At 65.1% G+C, this 19,009-nt stretch carries 11 protein-coding genes; 9 read left to right on the top strand and 2 right to left on the bottom strand.

Going from position 1 to position 19,009, the window contains the following annotated elements; translation table 11 throughout:
- Positions 1-89: 89 nt before the first annotated feature.
- From QMK22_RS09440 to QMK22_RS09410, 7 genes are all read left to right on the top strand, one after another.
- Positions 90-1,541 carry a DUF3375 domain-containing protein gene (locus QMK22_RS09440; protein ID WP_283497367.1) on the top strand — a complete coding sequence of 484 codons (1,452 nt, stop codon included), beginning with the start codon at positions 90-92 and terminating at the stop codon, positions 1,539-1,541.
- A 2-nt stretch (positions 1,542-1,543) separates the two neighbouring features.
- Complete coding sequence (locus QMK22_RS09435) at positions 1,544-2,284, top strand: DUF4194 domain-containing protein (protein ID WP_502857414.1); 741 nt, start codon at positions 1,544-1,546, stop codon at positions 2,282-2,284.
- Positions 2,281-5,628, top strand: coding sequence for an ATP-binding protein (locus tag QMK22_RS09430; RefSeq protein WP_283497365.1), 3,348 nt, complete (start codon positions 2,281-2,283; stop codon positions 5,626-5,628). Before QMK22_RS09435 ends, QMK22_RS09430 begins: the two co-directional genes overlap by 4 nt.
- Entirely contained in the window at positions 5,628-6,818 is a 1,191-nt protein-coding gene (locus tag QMK22_RS09425) for a Wadjet anti-phage system protein JetD domain-containing protein (RefSeq protein ID WP_283497364.1), read from the top strand. Before QMK22_RS09430 ends, QMK22_RS09425 begins: the two co-directional genes overlap by 1 nt.
- 320 nt (positions 6,819-7,138) lie before the next feature.
- Entirely contained in the window at positions 7,139-7,840 is a 702-nt protein-coding gene (locus tag QMK22_RS09420) for a hemerythrin domain-containing protein (protein ID WP_283497363.1), read from the top strand.
- Between the two features lie 147 nt (positions 7,841-7,987).
- On the top strand, positions 7,988-8,536 hold the full coding sequence (locus QMK22_RS09415) for a PadR family transcriptional regulator (RefSeq protein WP_283497362.1): 549 nt from the start codon (positions 7,988-7,990) through the stop codon (positions 8,534-8,536).
- Positions 8,537-8,539: 3 nt separating this feature from the next.
- Positions 8,540-10,246, top strand: coding sequence for an ABC1 kinase family protein (locus QMK22_RS09410; RefSeq protein ID WP_283497361.1), 1,707 nt, complete (start codon positions 8,540-8,542; stop codon positions 10,244-10,246).
- Positions 10,247-10,281: 35 nt separating this feature from the next.
- On the opposite strand, the gene QMK22_RS09405 is transcribed toward QMK22_RS09410, so the two are convergent.
- Together QMK22_RS09405 and QMK22_RS09400 are read right to left on the bottom strand one after the other, a co-directional pair.
- The gene (locus QMK22_RS09405) at positions 10,282-11,481 is read right to left on the bottom strand and encodes a GmrSD restriction endonuclease domain-containing protein (protein ID WP_283497360.1); all 1,200 of its coding nucleotides are present in this window, start codon (positions 11,479-11,481) and stop codon (positions 10,282-10,284) included.
- A 133-nt stretch (positions 11,482-11,614) separates the two neighbouring features.
- Positions 11,615-11,911, bottom strand: coding sequence for a DUF1905 domain-containing protein (locus QMK22_RS09400; protein ID WP_283497359.1), 297 nt, complete (start codon positions 11,909-11,911; stop codon positions 11,615-11,617).
- A gap of 1,068 nt (positions 11,912-12,979) precedes the next feature.
- Here QMK22_RS09400 and QMK22_RS09395 point away from each other — a divergent pair.
- Together QMK22_RS09395 and QMK22_RS09390 are read left to right on the top strand one after the other, a co-directional pair.
- On the top strand, positions 12,980-13,786 hold the full coding sequence (locus tag QMK22_RS09395; RefSeq protein ID WP_283497358.1) for an aggregation-promoting factor C-terminal-like domain-containing protein: 807 nt from the start codon (positions 12,980-12,982) through the stop codon (positions 13,784-13,786).
- Between the two features lie 340 nt (positions 13,787-14,126).
- Positions 14,127-18,968, top strand: coding sequence for an NAD-glutamate dehydrogenase (locus QMK22_RS09390; RefSeq protein ID WP_283497357.1), 4,842 nt, complete (start codon positions 14,127-14,129; stop codon positions 18,966-18,968).
- Positions 18,969-19,009 lie beyond the last annotated feature (41 nt).

The following is a 19,009-nucleotide window of genomic DNA, read 5'->3' as shown; positions in this document are numbered from 1 at the left end:
CGTGATCGTTTACGGGGGGGGTGTTCCGGTGTCGGTGGAGTGCAGCATGATTGTTCTTGGGAATTCGACCGGCTGAGAGAGGTGAACGCGTGTCCGCAGTCAGCCAGACCCACGCGCTCCGGCAGCTCGTCGAAACGGATGCCACGTGGCGCCTGCTCCGCGCCGACAATGCCCCCGTCATCGCCGCGCTGCTCAACGAGCATCTCGGCGGCGAGAACCGCCGCCTGCCCGCCGAAGAGCTCTACGAACGGGTGGACCATGAGCTTGATTCCCTGCGCGCCCACGGGCTCGACCTCCCGCAGAGCGGACAGGGCTACTGCGCCGAGTGGCGCAAATCCGGGTTCCTCACCCGGCGTCCGGCCGAGGAGGCCCGAGGTGAAACGTTCGAGCTCGCCCCCGGCGCGCTCGCCGCGATCCGCATCCTCGAACAGCTCGAAGCGCCCCGCCAGACCGTCACGGAGTCCCGTCTCGCGAGCATCGGTGTGCAGCTCGGTCAGCTCGCCATCGAGACCGACCCCGACGCCACCCGGCGCCTCGAACAGCTGCACGCGCAGCGCGACCGCCTCGATGCCCAAATCGACCGCATCAATGCCGGTGAACTCGACACCCTCGACCCTGCCCGCGCGCTCGAACGCGTGCGCGATATCCTCGCGCAGGCCGAGGAGATCCCGTCAGACTTCGCCCGGGTGCGCGCCGAATTCGAGAACCTCAACCGTGATCTGCGCGCGCGCATCGTGGAGTCCGATGACAGTCAGCGCAGCGTGCTCGACGAGGTATTTCGGGGCGTCGACCTGATCGCGCAATCCGATGAGGGCCGCAGCTTCGCCGGCTTCTCGGCGCTGGTGCTCGACCCCGCCGTGGGCGCCGCGTTCGACGACGACATCGCCCGAGTGCTCGACCGTGACTTCACCGCCGAACTCAGCCCGGGCCAGCGGCGCTACCTGCGCCGCTTCATCGGCACACTGAAAGACCACAGCGGCGAGATCCACGAGGTGATCACCACGTTCGCCCGCGGACTGCGGCGCTACGTGCAATCGCAGGACTACCAGCGCGACCGCGTGCTGCGCGGACTGCTGCGCTCCGCGCTCGCTGCCGGGGTGGAGGCGTCCACCCAGATCAAGCCGTACCAGCCGACGACGTTGCGCCTGGATCTGTCGGCGGTGGCGCTCGGCAGCATCGGCGGCATCCGCTTGCACGACCCCGCCGACCTCGACGCCACCGCACCCATTACCGTGCACGAGCAGGGGGTGGCCGACCTCGAAGCCCTGCGCGCCCTCGCCCGTGAGACCGAAATCGACTTCGCCGAGCTCATCACGAACGTGAACGCAGTGCTCGCGGAGACCCCGCACTGCACCGTCGGCGAGGTACTCGAGCGACACCCGGCGAGCCAGGGCGTGGCGAGCGTCGTGGGACTGCTCACCCTCGCCGCCAACCAGGGCATCGCGCTCGATGGCACCGAAACCGTGCGCTGGCACGGCGCCGACCATTCCCCGCGCGTTGCCGACATCCCCATTCACCGCTTCACCGGAAGGCTGCTGTGACAATGAATAATGTGACACAGACCGATGAAAACACCGTCGAAACGGATGCCGCCGCCGCGACCGGCCTCTGGGCGGGCGACACCGGGGTACTCGGCGAACAAGCGCGCCGCGCCTTGCTCGAACTTATCAAAGGTCCCTACCTTTCGGGGGTGAAGTCCCCGGCCTTGTGGTCGGCCCTACTGGCCGACGAGGCCGGCATCCGCTCGCGCCTGGACGAACTGTTCCTCGAGCTCGTCGTCGATCGGGTGGGGGAGTTCGCCTTCGTGCGGAACGTCAGCAGCACAGAGCTCAAGGTGCCGAGCGCCGTTCGCTCCGCCGCTCTCACCTTCCTCGACACCGCTATGCTGCTCGTGCTACGCCAGATGCTGCTCGCCGGGGAGGGCGAGGGCCGAGTTATCGTCGGCCGCGACGACGTGTTCGAGCAACTTCGCGTGTATCGCACCGTCGACCGCGACGAGAGCGACTTTGCCAAGCGGCTGAACTCGTCATGGCTCAACATGAAGAACAAGCTGCGGGTGATTCATCAGGCCGGTGCCGATGACCGCGCCGAGATCTCCCCGGTGCTTCGGCTGATCGTCGATGCCGAGCAGATCCAGGCTATCGGCGCAGAGTATCGGCGCATCGCCGCGGCCGGTGGCGCCGTGCCGATGGACGCGCCCGACGACGAACGCGACGAGCCCAACTTCTCCGATGACCGCACCGATTCCGACACCGACATCGATTCGGAGGAACTGACCGCATGACCATGCTCGAAATGCCCGGCCTCGACGAGACGACTGACAGCGACAACGCGAACGGCCCCATCCACGTGGGCCAGTGGCGGCTGGCCCGAGTGGAGCTGCTCAACTGGGGAACCTTCGACGGGCACCACCCGATCGACGTGGCACGCAAGGGGCATCTGTTCACCGGGGCGTCCGGTTCGGGCAAGAGCTCGCTGCTCGACGCGATCGGTACCGTTCTCACCCCCGACAAGTGGCTGCGCTTCAACGCCGCCGCGCAGGAATCCGCCGCGCGCAACGACGACCGCAGCCTGGTGAGCTATGTGCGCGGCGCCTGGAGCAAGGAAGCGGACGAGAACCTGGACCGCGCCGTAAGCACCTACCTGCGCAAAACCGCAACCTGGAGCGGCATTCTGCTGCGCTTCGAGAACGGGCGAGACGCCCCGGTCACTCTCGCCCGGCTATTTCATCTGCGGGGCTCAAGCGTCGACAAGGCCGACCTGAAAGACGTGTGTTTCGTGGACCGCGCGAACGTGGGCCTGCTCGATTTTCGCGAGTTCGTCGCCTCCGGCATCGAGGCACGTCGCATCAAAGGCGCTTGGCCCGACGCCGTCGTAACGACCACCGGCTCGCATAACGCCTTCTACGTGAAGCTGCGTCGCCTGCTCGGCATCAACAGCCAAAACGCCCTGCACCTGCTTCACAAGACCCAGTCGGCGAAGAACCTCGGCAGCCTCGATCAGCTCTTTCGCTCCTTCATGCTCGATGAGCCGGCCACCTTCGCCCGAGCGAAGAACGCCGTGGAACAGTTCGGCGAACTGAGCCAGGCGCACCAGCATGTGGTCGAGCTGCGCCGTCAGGCGGAGCACCTCACTCGACTGGAAACCTCGATCGCTGCCTACGAGAGCGCCGCGACCGCCGCCGCGGAGGCAGAACGGCTCGGGGATCTGATCGACCCGTTCCAAAATCAGCTCACCCTGCGCCTGGCCGGCGACGAGCGCAGCGTGCTCCGCTCCCAGCAGGCCCGAGCAGCGGAGGACGCCCGACGAGCGGATGCCGCGCTCGACGACTCGAGGTTGCTGCTGGCCGCCACCGCCCGGCGGGCACTGCAGCTGGGCGGCTCTGACGCGGCACAAATGCAGGAGCTCCTAAAGGAGGCGCACAAGGCAGCGGATGCCACTGGGCTGCGCTATTTGCGATTCTCAGAGGAGCTGGCTGGCGCCGGGGTTGCCGGGGTTCCGCAAAACGGCGAAGAGTTCACCGAACTGCAGGAATCCTCCCGCCGGGCATTGCAGGAGTCGGCGCCGACCGCGGCACTGGACCACCAGGACAACCAGCAATATTTCACCACCGGAAAAGAACTCGACGGCATCGACCGCGAACTGAACGAGTTGCGCACCCGTAAGAGCAACCTGCCCGCCGCACTGCTGCTCGCCCGCAAACGGCTCGCCGAGGAACTCGGCGTCCCCGAGGTCGCACTGCCGTTCGCCGGCGAGCTCATCGAGGTGTTGCCCGAGTTCGCCGAATGGAGTGGCGCGATCGAACGCGTATTGTTCCCGCTCGCGAGCGCGCTCCTCGTGCGTGATAGCTTTCTGCCCGAGGTGCGACGCCGGGTGGAGGCCCGGAACCTCGGCGCCCGCCTCGTCTTCGAGGCGGTTCCGGCCCTGGCCGATCCGCCCCGGGCCGCGCGCAGCACCCGCTCTCTGCTACACCGCATCCGGGTGAGCGATGGTGCATTCCACGATTTTCTGCAGGCTCGAACCGCCAAGGAGTTCGACTACGCCTGCGTCGACCACCCAGATGAACTCGACCGGGTGGAGAAGGGCGTGACCGTCGGCGGTCAGGTGAAGAAGTCGGCGCGCCGCTACGAGAAGAACGACCGTTACGCGATTACCGAGCGCAGCCACTGGATTCTCGGTGCCGACAACGAGGCCAAGATCGACCTGCTGCTCGAGCGCCGCCGAGACTCCGAGCGCCGCAACAAAGAAGCCGGGGAGCGTCTTCAGCAAGCGCAGGTGGAACGGGATGCCGCCACCCGGCGTCGCAGTGTTCTCGAGCGGGTGCTCAGCCAAGCCTGGTCGGAAATCGATGGTCGGTCGGCCGACGATCTCGTGCGCACGAGGCGCCGCCAGCTTGACGTGCTCAGTACCGGAAATGCCGAACTGCACGATGCCATCACGGCCGAGACCGAGGCGCGCGAGCGCTTCACCGCCGCCGAGAAGCTGGCCCGCGACCACGAAGTGGTATCGCGCCTGATCGAAGCGCAACTAGCCGAGGTTGACGCACTCGTCACCGCCCTTGAGAGCGCGGTCGACGCACGTGAAGTCACTGAGGCTGATGCGACCGACCTCGAGGCCCGCTACCGAAAAATTCAGCGCAAGCTCGACCGCAAAAGCATCGGCGACGTCGGCCGCAAGGTGAGCGAGACGCTGAACGGCGAGGCGCGGGTGGCGCAGCGCCTGCTCAACGATTCCGTTGCAACGTTCACCGAAGGCGCCGTCGCGTTCAAGGCCCGCTGGGTCGCGGCTGCCGGCGACCTCACCACGTCCATTGACGACCGCGCCGGCTACCGGGTGCTGCTGTCGGGCATCGTGGCGCGCGGTCTGCCCGAGCACGAGGCCAATTTTCTCAAACTGTTACGCGACAAATCACGAGACCTGATCGGTCACCTGGCCTCGGACATCCGTGATGCCCCCAAGCTTGTGGTGGATCGCATCGAGCCGGTCAACGCATCTCTGGGTCGCTCCCGCTTTGATGTGGAACGGTACCTGCGCATCGAGGTGAAGACCCGGCGCGCGCCCGAGGTGCTGCAATTCATGGCCGACCTGAAGACCGTGGTCGACGGCGCGTGGAGCGACGACGGCCTCGCCGCCGCCGAGGCGCGTTTTGCCGTGCTCAGCCAGATCATGCACCGCCTGGCGTCGAGCGACAACGCCGACCTGGCCTGGAAGCGGCGTTGCCTCGACACCCGCGAGCACGTCACGTTCATGGCACACGAGGTGGACCTCGCCGGGCGCACGGTGAATGTTCACGACTCGAGCGCCGGGCTCTCCGGCGGCCAGCGGCAGAAACTCGTGATCTTTTGTCTCGCAGCCGCGCTGCGCTACCAGCTTGCCGCCGACGAAGACGAGCTGCCCTCCTACGCCACGATCATTCTCGATGAGGCCTTCGACAAGGCCGACAGCCGCTACACCCGCATGGCCATGGACGTGTTCGTGGAATTCGGCTTCCACATGATCCTGGCCACACCGGAAAAACTGCTGCAGACTATCGAGCCGTACGTGGGTGGCATCACGTCGATCACGAACGCCTCCCGGCGGGATTCGCGCGCGGCCGCCGTCATCTACCGCGACGACGAGAAATCCTGATGGCCTCCGCGCGCGGCATGGTGACCGTTGCTGATGCACGGGCACGAGCGCTGAAGAAACTCCTAGCCGACCAGCGCGACTGGGCGGCCTTCGGCGGTGAGGATGCTCGACTCGAGATCGTTCTGCACCCGCCCACTGAGCGGGTAGCTCTCGACGACCAGGGGGCGGCCATCGCCTGGGTGCACGCCTGGCAGAGCGCGGATGCCGGCGGGGCCCCGCTGGAGGTGACCTGGGGCGCACGCCAGTGGTCGCGCGTCGGCGCCCAAACCGTGCCGGAGCGGTGCCTGCTCCGGGGAGCGGATGCTATCGCGGCGTTCGCCGGCAGCACGCCCGGGCGAGACTGGCGCGTGCTCCGTGACCGTTCCGCGCTGGTTCGGGGTGCGTTCGCCGCTCGCGCGGCGTCGGCCGATGCCCTCGCTGCGGCCATTCGTACCCACGGTCGCGCGCTGCAGCAACTGGCGGAGACCGACTTCGTGACGCTGCTGTCGGTTGTGGCGTGGCTGGTTGATCATCCGGCATCCGGCTGGCGGATTCGGCAGTTGCCTATTCGTGGGATCGACACTAAATGGCTCGAAGGCCACCGGGCAGTCGTCGAGGGATTACACGCCGCTGTGAGCGGGCGCCTCTCGCTTGGGCTGCGTGAGGCACCCAATCTGGTGCGCGTGCGGTTTCTCGACCCGGCATTGCGGCCCGGAGGGCTCTGCGACGTTATTGCACCGGTGGAGGAGCTCGCCGCTCTCGACATTGCGCCGAGCCTCGTGTTCGTTTTCGAGAACCTGGAAACGATGTTCGCGATGCCCGACCTGACCGGTGCCGTCGTGGTGCACGGCGGGGGGTATGCGGCGCCAAGGCTGCGGGGAATCCCGTGGGTTCACGGTGGCCGCGTCATCTATTGGGGTGATCTCGATTCGGACGGCTTTGCCATCCTGCACGCGCTGCGCGTGAATTGCACCAACGTGACGAGCGTTCTGATGGATGAGGAGACGCTGTTGGCGCACCGCGACCTGTGGGTGCCCGAGCCCAAACCAGCTGCGGGAGTGTATCCGACGCTGACAGCGGGGGAGCAACGGGTGCTGGAGCGCATCCGTTCGGAAGGAAACGTCCGGCTCGAGCAGGAGCGGATTGCGTGGGAGTACGCGCTCCCGCAGCTCATTGCCGCTCACCCCGTACCCGACCGCATTCCGAACTGAGTTTCAGATGTCTCCTACTTTGCTACCTGTGGGTTCCAAAGTCGCTGAAACGATCCACGCTGGCTACATGGCGGCTTCCTCCAACACCACAACCGTCGGCCGGCCTCGGCACTGCGACGAGCAAGCCGTGCTCGACGAATTGACAATTCTGTTCCGGCGTCAGGGTTCATCCAGTGGGGGGCAGGCCGCCAAGCGGGCCCTTGTCAGGAAGCCGCCAACCGGAATACAGTTCCAGTGCCTGCCCAGTGGTCACTTGTACGTGACGATTCGGGCGTGCCGATTCGCCGCGTGACGATTCGTACCTCGAGATCGGAGCCCTCATGCCTGCAACCGCGCTGCCCGCGAGTGGCGACACCCCCGCTGGCGGAGGTGTTGCGAAAACCTGCGATGCGAGTGGAATGGCCGAGATTCATCGGTTTTTCCGAGCCGGGTTCGGCGAGGCCCCCGCGCTTGTCGCCGGCGTCAGCAACAATGATGCGGCCCATGCCGAGATCGTCGGCGACCACCTGGCTATGCTCTCGACCGGGCTGCACGGTCACCACGAAGGCGAAGACAGGATGCTGTGGGGTCGGCTCGAAAGTCGTGCCCCCTCCTGCGCGGCCCACGTCACGCGGATGAAGCAGCAGCACGCCGAGATGCTCGTGCACCTGCAAGAACTCGACGCGACCCTGCCGAGATGGCGGACCAACGGCCGGACAGTCGATGCCGCATCCGTTGCCGCTGCACTCTCCGGCATCAACGCGGCGCTCGCCGTGCACCTGCCCGACGAGGAGGCAAACATCGTGCCCGTGATGGAGTCCTCGCTCACGCCCGCGGATGTCGACGCCCTGGCCGACCATGGTCGCAAGGCCACGCCGAAGGGCAAAATGTTCATTCAGCTGGGGGCTATTCTCGCCGCGCAACCGGATGGTGGCCGGGAATGGCTGCACAAGAACCTGCCCGCGCCGGCGCGGATACTCTGGCGAATTGTGGGCAAGGCGCGGTACGAGCGGCACCGTGCTGTGCTCACTGGGACCCTCTGATTGTGACTGCGCTCCCGTACCGCGGGCGCTTAGCTCACGGCGTGAATCTACCCACCCAGGAGTTCTCCCAGCCAACGCACACTATCGCTCGACCATATCGCCGAGTATCGTTGAGTATCGTTAGTACTTCAGACGGAGGAGGCAATCATGGGCAGTTCATTTCCCACAGGCGGGTTCAACGCCGGCAGCATCGACGGCATTTGGCAGGCGATGGACCAGTTTCGATCGCGGTTCGAGAAGCAAGCCGGAGCGGGCACCCGTGCCGGTCGTGGCGAGGTGCGCACGGCGGTTCTGGCGCTGCTCGCCGAGCAGCCGATGCACGGCTACCAGATCATTCACGAAATCGAAGAGCGCAGCGGCGGTAGCTGGAAGCCCAGTGCCGGCTCGGTATACCCCACCCTGCAGTTGCTCGCCGACGAGGGGCTGATCAGCGCCGAGGAGTCCAACGGCCGCAAAATCTACTCACTGACCGATGAGGGTCGCGCGGCTGTCGCCGACGCCGACACCAGTGCGCCGTGGGACTCAACGGGATCCACTGCCGGCCACGGCCATGGTGCTTTGCCCAAGGCGGGTATCGAACTCGCTCAGGCGGCGGCCCAGGTGGGGCGCACCGGCACGCCGGAGCAAATCACCGAGGCCGTCACGGTGCTCAACGACGCGCGTCGTCGGCTGTACTCGATCCTCGCCCAGGACTGACGGGTGCCATCGGCTCGTCGCGGTCGAACCGATTCCCCGGCGGGCGCGGGCAACACCCGCGCCCGCTACCGTCGCATCCTGCGTTTCGCCGGCTTCAATCTCGCCATCACGTGGTGGTTCGAACTGTTTCTTCCGCGCATCGGGCTGGTGAGAATCGCCGAGCGCACCAGATCCAAGCGGATGCGACGCTTCGCGAAGAGTTTTCACGTTCTGGCCGCAGACCTCGGTGGCCTGATGATCAAGGTCGGGCAGTTCATGTCGTCACGCCTGGACGTACTGCCACCCGAGATCACCAAGGAGCTTGAGGGGCTGCAAGACGAGGTGGCCCCGGTGCCGTTCGCGTCGATTCGTGCGGCCGCTGAGGCGGAGCTGGGGATGTCGCTGGAGCGAGCATTTGCAATGGTCGATGAGACGCCGGTCGCAGCGGCATCCCTCGGGCAGGCCCACCGAGCGCGGCTGTCCCCGCTCGATGCTGCCGATACCGGGCTCGAGCAGGTCGTCATCAAGATTCAGCGGCCGGGCATCGATGAGATCATCGACGTCGACCTGGCCGCCCTGCGCAAGGTCGGTGGGTGGCTCAGCCATGTGAAACTCGTCTCCAGGCGGGTGGACATGCCCGCTCTGGTGGAGGAATTCGCGCAGACCAGCCTCGAAGAGATCGACTATCTGCACGAGGCGGCCAGCGCCACGCGCTTCGCGGAGGCCTTTGCTGATGATGACCGGGTGAGTGTGCCCGGTGTGGTCTGGGAACGCACTACCCGCCGCGTTCTCACCCTGGAAGACGTGACCGCCATCAAGATCACCGATGTCGCGGCCCTCGTCGCGGCGGGTATCGACCCGGCAGAGGTCGCCCCCGTCTTCGCGGCGGTCATGTTCGACCAGTTGTTCACGAAGGGGTTCTTCCACGCCGACCCGCATCCCGGCAATATCTTCGTCACCCCGCTTGCCGAGGGGCCCCGCGCCTGGAACCTGACATTTATCGACTTCGGCATGATGGGCGAGGTGCCCACCAGCACGAGAAGCGGCCTGCGCAAACTGCTGATCGCCGCCGCCGGGCGTGACGGGCGCGGTCTGGTCAATGCGATGCGGGACGTGGGCGTGCTTCTTCCCTCGGCGGAGACGACGGAGCTTGAGCAGGCAATGACGCAGCTGTTCGCTCGGTTCGGCGGTATGGGATTCGCCGAGCTGCGCGAGGTTGACCCCCGCGAGTTCCGCGATTTCGCCGTGCAGTTCGGCGATGTGGTGCGCTCGCTGCCGTTCCAATTGCCCGAGAACTTTCTGCTCATCATTCGGGCGATGTCCCTCACCTCCGGGGTATGCAGCGCGCTCAACCCGGCGTTCAATCTCTGGGACTCGGTCGAGCCGTATGCGGCCCAGCTGTTGCGGGACGAGGGCGGCAACCTCGTGCAGGATTTCGCCAAACAAGCCATGGAGACCGCCGGCATTGCCCTTCGCCTGCCGAAGCGGCTCGATGCGCTCATCACCCGCATTGAGGACGGCTCCGTGGCGGTCGCAAACCCGGGCTTGGAAAAGCGGGTGGCCCGCCTCGAGCGCAGCGTTCGGCAAGCGGTGTCGGCGCTTATGTTCGGTGCACTCCTCATCGCCGGTGTTCTGTTGAAAGCGGATGACGCGGTGCTCGGCACCGTACTGATGGTCGCGTCAGTCGCCCCGCTGCTGCACGCGTTGTTGACCGGTCGCCGCGGTCTCTAAACACCGGCCCGGCGTGGCGGTTCAACGCGCTCCGGTTAGCTTTCGCAGCCGACCCCGTCGCCGTCCCGGTCGAGGTGCTTGCCATAGCCGGCATCGCCCACATGTACGGGAGCCGCGCCCGCCGCCCGAGCTGCGTCACAGTTCTTGTAGTAGGCGCTGGTCGGCGGTGCGACCGGGGCGGGTTCGACAACAACCGGTGCCGGGGCGAACGCAGATGTGCTCGCGCGCTCGTCGGGGCACGCCGTCAGAATCCGCGTCATCGCGTCGTGCTCGGCCGGCGTCACCCATAATCCGTAGGTGGCCTTCACCGAAATCTGTCGTGCCACGTAAGCGCAGCGGAACGATTTCAGTGGCGGCAGCCAGGTGGCCGTGTCGCCATCGCCCTTGCTGGAATTGGTGCGTCCGTCTACGGCCAACAGGTTCAGCGGGTCGTTCGCCAGCGAAACACGCTGGGCGTTGCTGAGCTGCTGTGCTCCGGTCTGCCAGGCATTCGACAGGGCAACCACGTGATCGATTTGCACGAGCGACGATGTCGAAGTTCCGCGCACAAAACTGATCGTCTTTCCGGTGTACTGGCCCACCAGCGTGCCGGTCATCACCCGGCAGCTGCCCGATTTCACAATACCGGTCAGGTCGCGAGCCAACACGTCGTTGCGGGTGTCGCATCCGTTGTGGTCAACATCGAGCCACGCCGTGCCGAAGTTGGCCGTGCGGTCGTATCCGGTTTTGGGGGCGCGGCCCTTGACCGGCAGGGTTGCCAGCAAAGCGATGGCCGTGGTGTCGGTCGCCGCACTGTCGGCGAGAACGATGCTCGCCGCTTCCGGGGCCGGCTGGCTGCTGGTCGGATCCGCCGGCGCCTCATCGGTGAAGGCCAGGGGAGTCGGGGTCGGCGTCGCCGAAGCGGACGGGACAGCCGTTGCGGTGGGTCGAGAACTCGTGCTCGCCAGATCGGTATCAACGGATGCCGGTGCCAGAGACGTGCCCACGATCATCGCAACGACGGCCCCGGCCAGTGCGACTCCGGCGATCTTTCTGCTGCGGATGCCCGCCCAGGACCGCCGGCCGGTGACGAGGGCGTAACCGGCCGTGAGCGCTGCAATAAAGCCCGCCATCACGAGCAGGCTAGAGGGCCCTCCGGTGGCAGTGGCGATCAGCAGCAGAAGCAGGGAGATGCCGCCCACAATCCAGGCGAGCGGGGAGAACTGCGGAACGTGCAAACGAGGACGTGCGGACATGAGGCTCCTTCGGCCGCATAGCCACGACTATATGAACCTATCGGTACGGCGCGGTGTCCGCCGCGCCACCTTCGGGGTCCAACCCCTCCGGTCAGCTGGGTTCGTTCACGGCTCGATGCTCACAGCTCAATGCTCACAAATCAATGTCCACAACGACCGCGGCCGTGTCGCCCACATCGAGCTGCTCCTTGGTGCGCACTGCTTTTTTCAGAGGGAGCACATAGGTGTCGCGCTGGCTGTCGGGAAAAACAGACGTGGTCCACTGCGTGCCCCCGATCGACACCGACACGGGGATTGAGCCGAATCCGCGGCGCGGCAGGGTGGACCGTTCCCGAATCTCGTCGGTCACGTCGGTCGGCAGGCTCACGAATACCCAGGAGGTGCTCGATGACCATTCCCACAGCTCGGCCTCAAAACGAAATGTCACCATCTGGGGATCGTACCGTGGCGCGCCCTGCTGAGAAACAGTAGCGGCATCCGCTGCCCGGCCCAACTCGGCTCGGCACGGCTCGGCACGGCACGGAACCGGTCAGGCCAGGTGCTCGAGCCAGGAGCGCATCAGGGCAAGATCGTCAACCGTGATGCCGACTGCGGAGTAGGCCGGAGTGAGTATAGGGGGCCGGCATGCCTTGATCTTCTTCGTTGCGCTGGCACTTCCAGAGTCCCGACGACTCGCCGGTACGCGCGCTGCCAGCGACGCCGGGGCGCGTCGGTCCGCGGTTGATCAAAATGGATGCCTGCGCCACATCGCCCCACGCGGGGTCGGGTTCGGAATCGGGGAACAGGCATCCGTTGACGGAGAGATACAGCCGAGCACGGTCATAGCGTCGGCCCGCTACGACGGCAGAGTGGATCGACGGCAGTACTGCGCGCCGGGTCAGCGTTGACGGCGGTGTTGGTATCGCTCTCGTGCGTGAAACGTTGAATTTAGTGCTCCCCAATTGTGCGACTGGGTGAGCTAAGCACGCACCCCCGTCGCTCGGCGCCCCGTGAACTGGGTGAATATATTGGGGTCGTATCGGGGCGACCTATGGTCGGGCGCAGTGCTCGGGCGCAGTGCTAGGGCAGGGCGCGCAGGCTTAGCACAAAAATTGACACAAATTTTTTGGACCGGTTCCGTGCCCCCCGCGCACCGGCCCTCTCCGTTCGAGAATATGACCGTGACCAGCATAATTAATAAATCAGCTGCATAAACGCACCCGTAAAAGTCGCAAAGTATGCCATGGAAGCGCCCGTGTGACCGAAAGTCAGGGCTTTCGGAGAAAACAGTGAGGTTTTGTTCAATCAGGCCGTGCAAGCTGGCGAACTCGTCCCGCGCCACCCCGAAGTGCCCGGGCCCGAACACCAGCGAACGGGCGTACCTAGCGCCTTTCATTCGCGCCAAATAAAGGATATGCGCCCCAAACACACTGAAACGCCTCGTGCCCACCTCGCCCCCCGAGAACTTGGAAAATCCCCCAAGCCGCGTAAGCCGCGCACTCGCCGACATGAAATTGCCATGGCCTCCGGTACCCTGCTCGTCATCGCCGGCCTCGTCGCCGGAAGCGGTTTCGCTGCCCAGTCGGCTGACGCCAAGCAAGACAGCATCGCAGCAACGGCCGCCCTCGCCGAAAGCACCGGCCTCCAGAGTGACCAACTCGATATCTACGCTGAGCGCGGCGATTCGATCAGCCGCGACAACGCATCCGCTGCACTGAACGAGGCCAACGTGGTCATCGCCGCGAGCCAGACCAAAGTGGATGCCACGACCCTCGCGTCGGTCGCCAGCTCGCTCGCCAGCTACCAAATTCTGCCCATCGAAAGGGTGGAGTCGCTCACGGCCGCGACCAAGGCCGAGACCGCGTCGGTCGCTGCGGCGACGGCCGAAGTCGATCGCGTTGCCGCTGAGGCCGCCGCTGCCGCTGCTGCAGCTGCCGCCGCAGCCCAGGCCGCTCAGGAGGCAGCCGCCCAAGCTGCCGAAGCCGCTCGTGTGCAGTCTCTCGCTGGAGGAAATAGCGTCGAAGGCGCTCGCGCCACGGCACGTTCGATGGCCGCCTCGCAATACGGCTGGGGCGAAGGCCAGTTCAGCTGCCTCGACCAGCTGTGGCAGAAAGAGTCCGGCTGGAACTACGCTGCCATGAACTCCAGCAGTGGAGCCACCGGCATTCCGCAGGCCTTGCCGGGCAGCAAGATGGCATCGGCCGGAAACGACTGGGCCACCAACGCCACCACGCAGATCAGTTGGGGCCTCGGCTACATCAAGGCTTCCTCCTACGGAACGCCGTGCGCCGCCTGGTCGCACTCGCAGGCTGTCGGCTGGTACTAGGGAGCACGATTTGGTCGTTATCGGCGGTTTATGCCCCGGTCACGACCGAATCGACGCGGGAAGGGTGTATTCAAAGCTGGTGGCCGCAGGTTCTGCGGCCACCAGCTGGGGTTCAGGGCTCGGCGACTACGATGGGCTAGCAAGGGATCTCCATGATTGAGTTCGGCGAGGCACACCGACGTGCCCGGCGCAGGAGCCCGCACACCTGTTTTGTCTGTGTTTGCTGTTCGTTGGCTGTGCGGTTATCGCCGTGTTCGAATCCCACCCGGGATGTCGGCGGTGGCCGGTAGGTTATGAGCCGCTCTCACACGACGACGAATTTGATGGAGGCGTTTTTTCAATGTCGTCTGGTTTCACCCCAACGGGTCTGTCCCCGTTAGATCCCGAGCTCGAAACGTTCATTGTTGACTACTACGAGCATCTAACAGACGAAGATGCGTCGAATTACACCCCGGAGATTCTCGAGGCCCGGGCGCGCGCGCACTGGCAGGTCGCGCAGCACCGGGTGCCGAAGACGGCGACCATCGAGATCCGTAATGAATCCGGGCGCAGTGTCGTTTATATCGTCACCGACGACATGCCTTTTCTGGTGGACTCGGTCACCGCCGAACTCGTGCGCCAGCATTCAGCCATTCACCTGGTCGTGCACCCGCTGCTCATCGTGGCCCGCAGCAAGGCCAGCAACGACCTCGTCGACATCAACCGCATCCCGGCCACCGCCGGCGTTTCCAGCGGGGATACCTCGGCCATGCCGAACATCGCCCACCTCATCGCGACCGGTGACGATGCCTCGCACCTGGAATCCTGGATCGCCATTGAAATCGACAGTGCAAGCGATGACGAACAGGCCAGCCTCCTGGCCGGACTCCGGGCCGTTCTGGGCGATGTTCGCGCCGCGGTTGGAGACTGGCCGCACATGCGCTCCAAGGCCATGCAGATCGCCGATGCGCTCGACTTGGTCGTTGACGGTGCGCAGATCAAAGACCTCCGCCAAACTCAGCAGCTCCTGCACTGGCTCGACGAGGGAAACTTCACTTTTCTGGGCTACCGCGAATACAACCTCGAGACCCTCGACGGTGAAGACGTGCTCACGCTCATTGAGGGCAGTGGCCTTGGCCTGCTGCGGTCCGCCGACGATCGCCACCAGATTCAACACCTCACGGATGCCGGCCGCCAGAAGGCCCGCGAACGCACCGCACTGGTAATCACCAAGGCGAATTCTCGGTCGACCGTGCACCGCCCCGCCTACTTTGACTACATCGGGATCAAGAGTTTCGATGCCGCCGGCCAGGTCAGCGGCGAGCAGCGCTTCATCGGATTGTTCGCCGCGAGTGCCTACACGAGCTCCGTCACGGCCGTTCCGGTGTTGCGCGAAAAGGTCAAGGCCGTCATGACCGAGGTCGGATTTCCGCCCGAGTCGCATAGTGGTAAAGACCTGCTCGGTATCATGGAAACCTATCCCCGTGACGAGTTGTTCCAGATCGAAGTCCCCGCCCTGGTTACCGTGTCGCTCGCCATTCAACGCCTGCAGGAACGTCGTCGCACCCGCTTGTTCCTGCGGCCCGACATCTACGGCCGGTTCATGTCGGCACTGGTGTACCTGCCGCGTGACCGCTACAACACCGCCGTGCGGTTGCGTATTGAGAAAGAACTGCAAGAGACCTTCAACTCGGAGTCGCTCGACTTTGAGGCACGTATGACCGAATCGGCGTTGGCGCGACTGTTTTATCGCATCCGTTTGCCGCAAGACGTAGCGGCTGATTCCGTCGACATCGTCGCGCTGGAACGCCGGCTGGCTATGGCCGTTCGTTCCTGGCCGGAGGGGATCAGCGACGAGCTGCGCGAGACGCACTCGGTCGAAGAGGCCGAGCGGCTGTCCAACGTCTGGGCGAACGCCTTTCCCGACAGCTACCGGGTGGACTACGCGGTCACCGACGCTCTCGAAGACATCGAACGATTCGAAGCCTGCGCCGCACAGGTCGGCGCAGCAAACGATGCTCACACGCGTCCGGGGCTGCACGTGTATCTGCCGAAAACGGCGGGCGACCCGCGCGAAGACGCACGCATCAAGCTCTACATGACCGAACCGAAGAGCCTCAGCCAGATTCTGCCGTTTCTGCAGAATCTGGGCATCGAGGTGCTCGATGAGGTGCCGTTCGAAATCCAGACCGTTGATGGGCGTCGTTTTTACCTGTACGACCTCGGCTTGCACTACCCGAGCGGCGTTGACCCGGTCGCGACCGGCACGCTGCTGGCCGACTCGTTCGGTGCTGCCATCAGCGGCGCCATCGAGTCCGACAGCCTGGACCGCCTGGTGCTGCAAGACGGTATGCCCTGGCACCGCGTGGTCATTTTGCGCAGTTACGCCAAGTACCTGCGCCAGATCGGCAACACCAACTCGTATGGCTTCGTCGCCAACGCGCTGCTGGCCAACCCGGCCGTCACGAGCGGGCTGGTGGCGCTGTTCGAAGCCCGATTCGACCCCGACCTCGCCGAGGATGAGCGGATGCTGCGCCTCACCGACGTGCGCGAAACGCTCCGGGTAGCGATGGAACAGGTGCCCACCCTCGACGCCGACCGGGTGCTGCGCACGCTGATCACCCTCATCGAAGCGTCGTTGCGCACGAACTTCTTTCAGTACAAGCCGTACCTGAGCATCAAACTTGACCCGTCTCAGATCGAGCAGATGCCGTCACCCAAGCCCAAGTATGAGATTTGGGTGTATTCGCCCCGCGTTGAGGGCGTGCACCTGCGGTTTGGTAAGGTAGCCCGCGGCGGGCTGCGCTGGTCGGACCGACGCGAGGACTTTCGCACCGAGGTGCTTGGCCTGGTCAAGGCGCAGACGGTCAAGAACGCCGTCATCGTTCCCACCGGCGCCAAGGGCGGATTCTTCGCCAAGAAACTCCCCGACCCCGCTGCGGACCGCGCGGCGTGGATGGCGGAGGGTATTGAGAGCTACAAGACCTTCATTCGCGGGCTGCTCGACCTCACCGACAATCTGGTCGCCGATGCTGACGGCGAACACGTCGTGGTACCGCACCGCGTGGTGCGGCACGACGATGACGACAGCTACCTCGTGGTCGCCGCCGATAAGGGCACGGCCTCGTTCTCAGACATCGCCAACTCTCTGGCCGCCGAGTATGGATTCTGGCTCGGTGACGCTTTCGCTTCCGGCGGGTCGGTGGGCTACGACCACAAGGAGATGGGCATCACCGCCCGGGGTGCCTGGGAATCGGTCAAACGTCACTTCAGCGAGCTCGGTGTTGACACCCAGACCGAAGACTTCACCGTCGTCGGTGTCGGCGATATGTCGGGCGACGTGTTCGGCAACGGCATGCTGCTGTCGGAACACACCAAACTCGTTGCGGCCTTCGACCATCGGCACATCTTTCTCGATCCCAACCCCAACCCGGCGAGCTCCTTTGCCGAGCGGGCCCGGTTGTTTGAACTACCGCGTTCCTCCTGGGCCGACTACGAGACCGACCTGATCAGTACCGGCGGCGGCGTCTTTCCCCGCCAGGCGAAGGTCGTTCCCATCTCGGCCGAGGTTCGCATTGTGCTCGGGCTGCCGGAGGGAACCACCCAGCTGAGCCCACCGGAGCTGCTGCGAGCGATCCTGCTGGCGCCCACCGACCTGCTCTACAACGGTGGCATCGGTACCTATGTCAAGGCGAGCAGCGAAACCGCCGCTCAGGTCGGCGACAAAGCCAACGACACCATCCGGGTCGACGGCAAAGACCTGCGGGTCAAGGTCGTGGGCGAGGGCGGTAACCTCGGCTTCACCCAGCTCGGCCGTATCGAAGCCGCGTTGGCCGGCGTTATTCTCAACACCGACGCCATTGACAACTCGGCGGGCGTTGACTGCTCCGACCACGAGGTCAATATCAAAATCTTCGTGGATCGCATGGTCGCCGCCGGCAAGCTGGACCCGGCCGAGCGCGCCGAATTCCTCGCCGAGATGACCGACGAAGTGGGGCGTCTCGTTCTCGTCGACAACGTCGACCAGAACATTCTGCTGCTCAACGACCGGGTGCTCGTCAACAACTGGAGCCCGAGTTACGAGCGCCTCATGAACTGGCTGGAGGAATCGGGTGAACTCCAGCGAGAGCTGGAAGCGCTCCCGACAACCGCTACGTTGCGCGAGCGTCTCGACCGCGGCCAGGGGCTGACCAGCCCCGAGCTGAGTGTGCTCGCCGCCTACGCCAAGATCGAGCTGGCCACCGCGCTGCGTGACAGCGATCTCGCCGACGACCCGTGGTTCGGCAGCACGCTGCGCCGATACTTCCCGACCCAGCTGTCGGAGCGCTTCGATGCCGAACTCGACACGCATCCGCTTCGTCGCGAGATCATTGCGACGGTCGTCGCGAACGACATGATCAACCTCGGCGGCATCACCTTCGCCTTCCGCACGATGGAAGAGACGTCGGCGAACCAGGCGACGATCGCACGCGCCTTCGTCGCCCTGCGTGAGGTCTTTGACCTTGACACCATGATCAACGAGCTCAACGCGCTGCCCTCGTCGTTCCCCACCGAGAAGTGGACGGCGATCCACCTGGATATTCGCCGTCTGCTCGACCGCGCGGTGCGTTGGCAGGTCAACCACGGCGGTTCCATGCCCGTCGGCGCGGTGATTGCCAAGTACAAGCCGCAGATCGCGCTGATGCGTGAGCACCTCGGAGACTACCTGCAGGGTTCCGACCTCAAGCGCCTCGAAATCCAGGAAGAGAAAGCCCGCGAGTGGGGCATTCCCGACGACCTGGGTCGCCGCTGGTCGGAGCTGTTTGAGGCGTACGCGCTGCTCGATGTGGCCAAGTTGGCCGCGCGGGCCAACCTGCCGGTGGCCGAAGTCGCCGCGGTCTACTACACGGTGTACAACCGGTTTGGCGTCGACAACCTGCTCGAGCGCATCACGAAGCTGCCACGAAAGGACCGCTGGCAGGCGCTCGCTCGCGCCGCGCTGCGCGACGACCTGTATTCGACCGTCGCCGATATGGCGCGGTCCGTACTCGACGAAACGGATGCCGGTTCTCCCGAGGAACGCCTCCTCCTTTGGGAAGAGTTGAATGCCGAACAGCTCGGCCGCGCGCGCAGCGTGTTCGAGGAGGTCAACTCGCTCGCGCAAGACGACATGGCGTCGCTGTCGGTTGCCGTACGGCTGCTGCGTTCCATCGTGCGCCGCTGACAGTTCGTGCCTGACCGCTCGTGAGACGGTAACGGGGTGCT

The sequence above is a fragment of the Cryobacterium sp. PH29-G1 genome, from assembly GCF_030063365.1.
GTDB lineage: Bacteria > Actinomycetota > Actinomycetes > Actinomycetales > Microbacteriaceae > Cryobacterium.
This window is presented reverse-complemented; position numbering and strand designations above follow the sequence as displayed.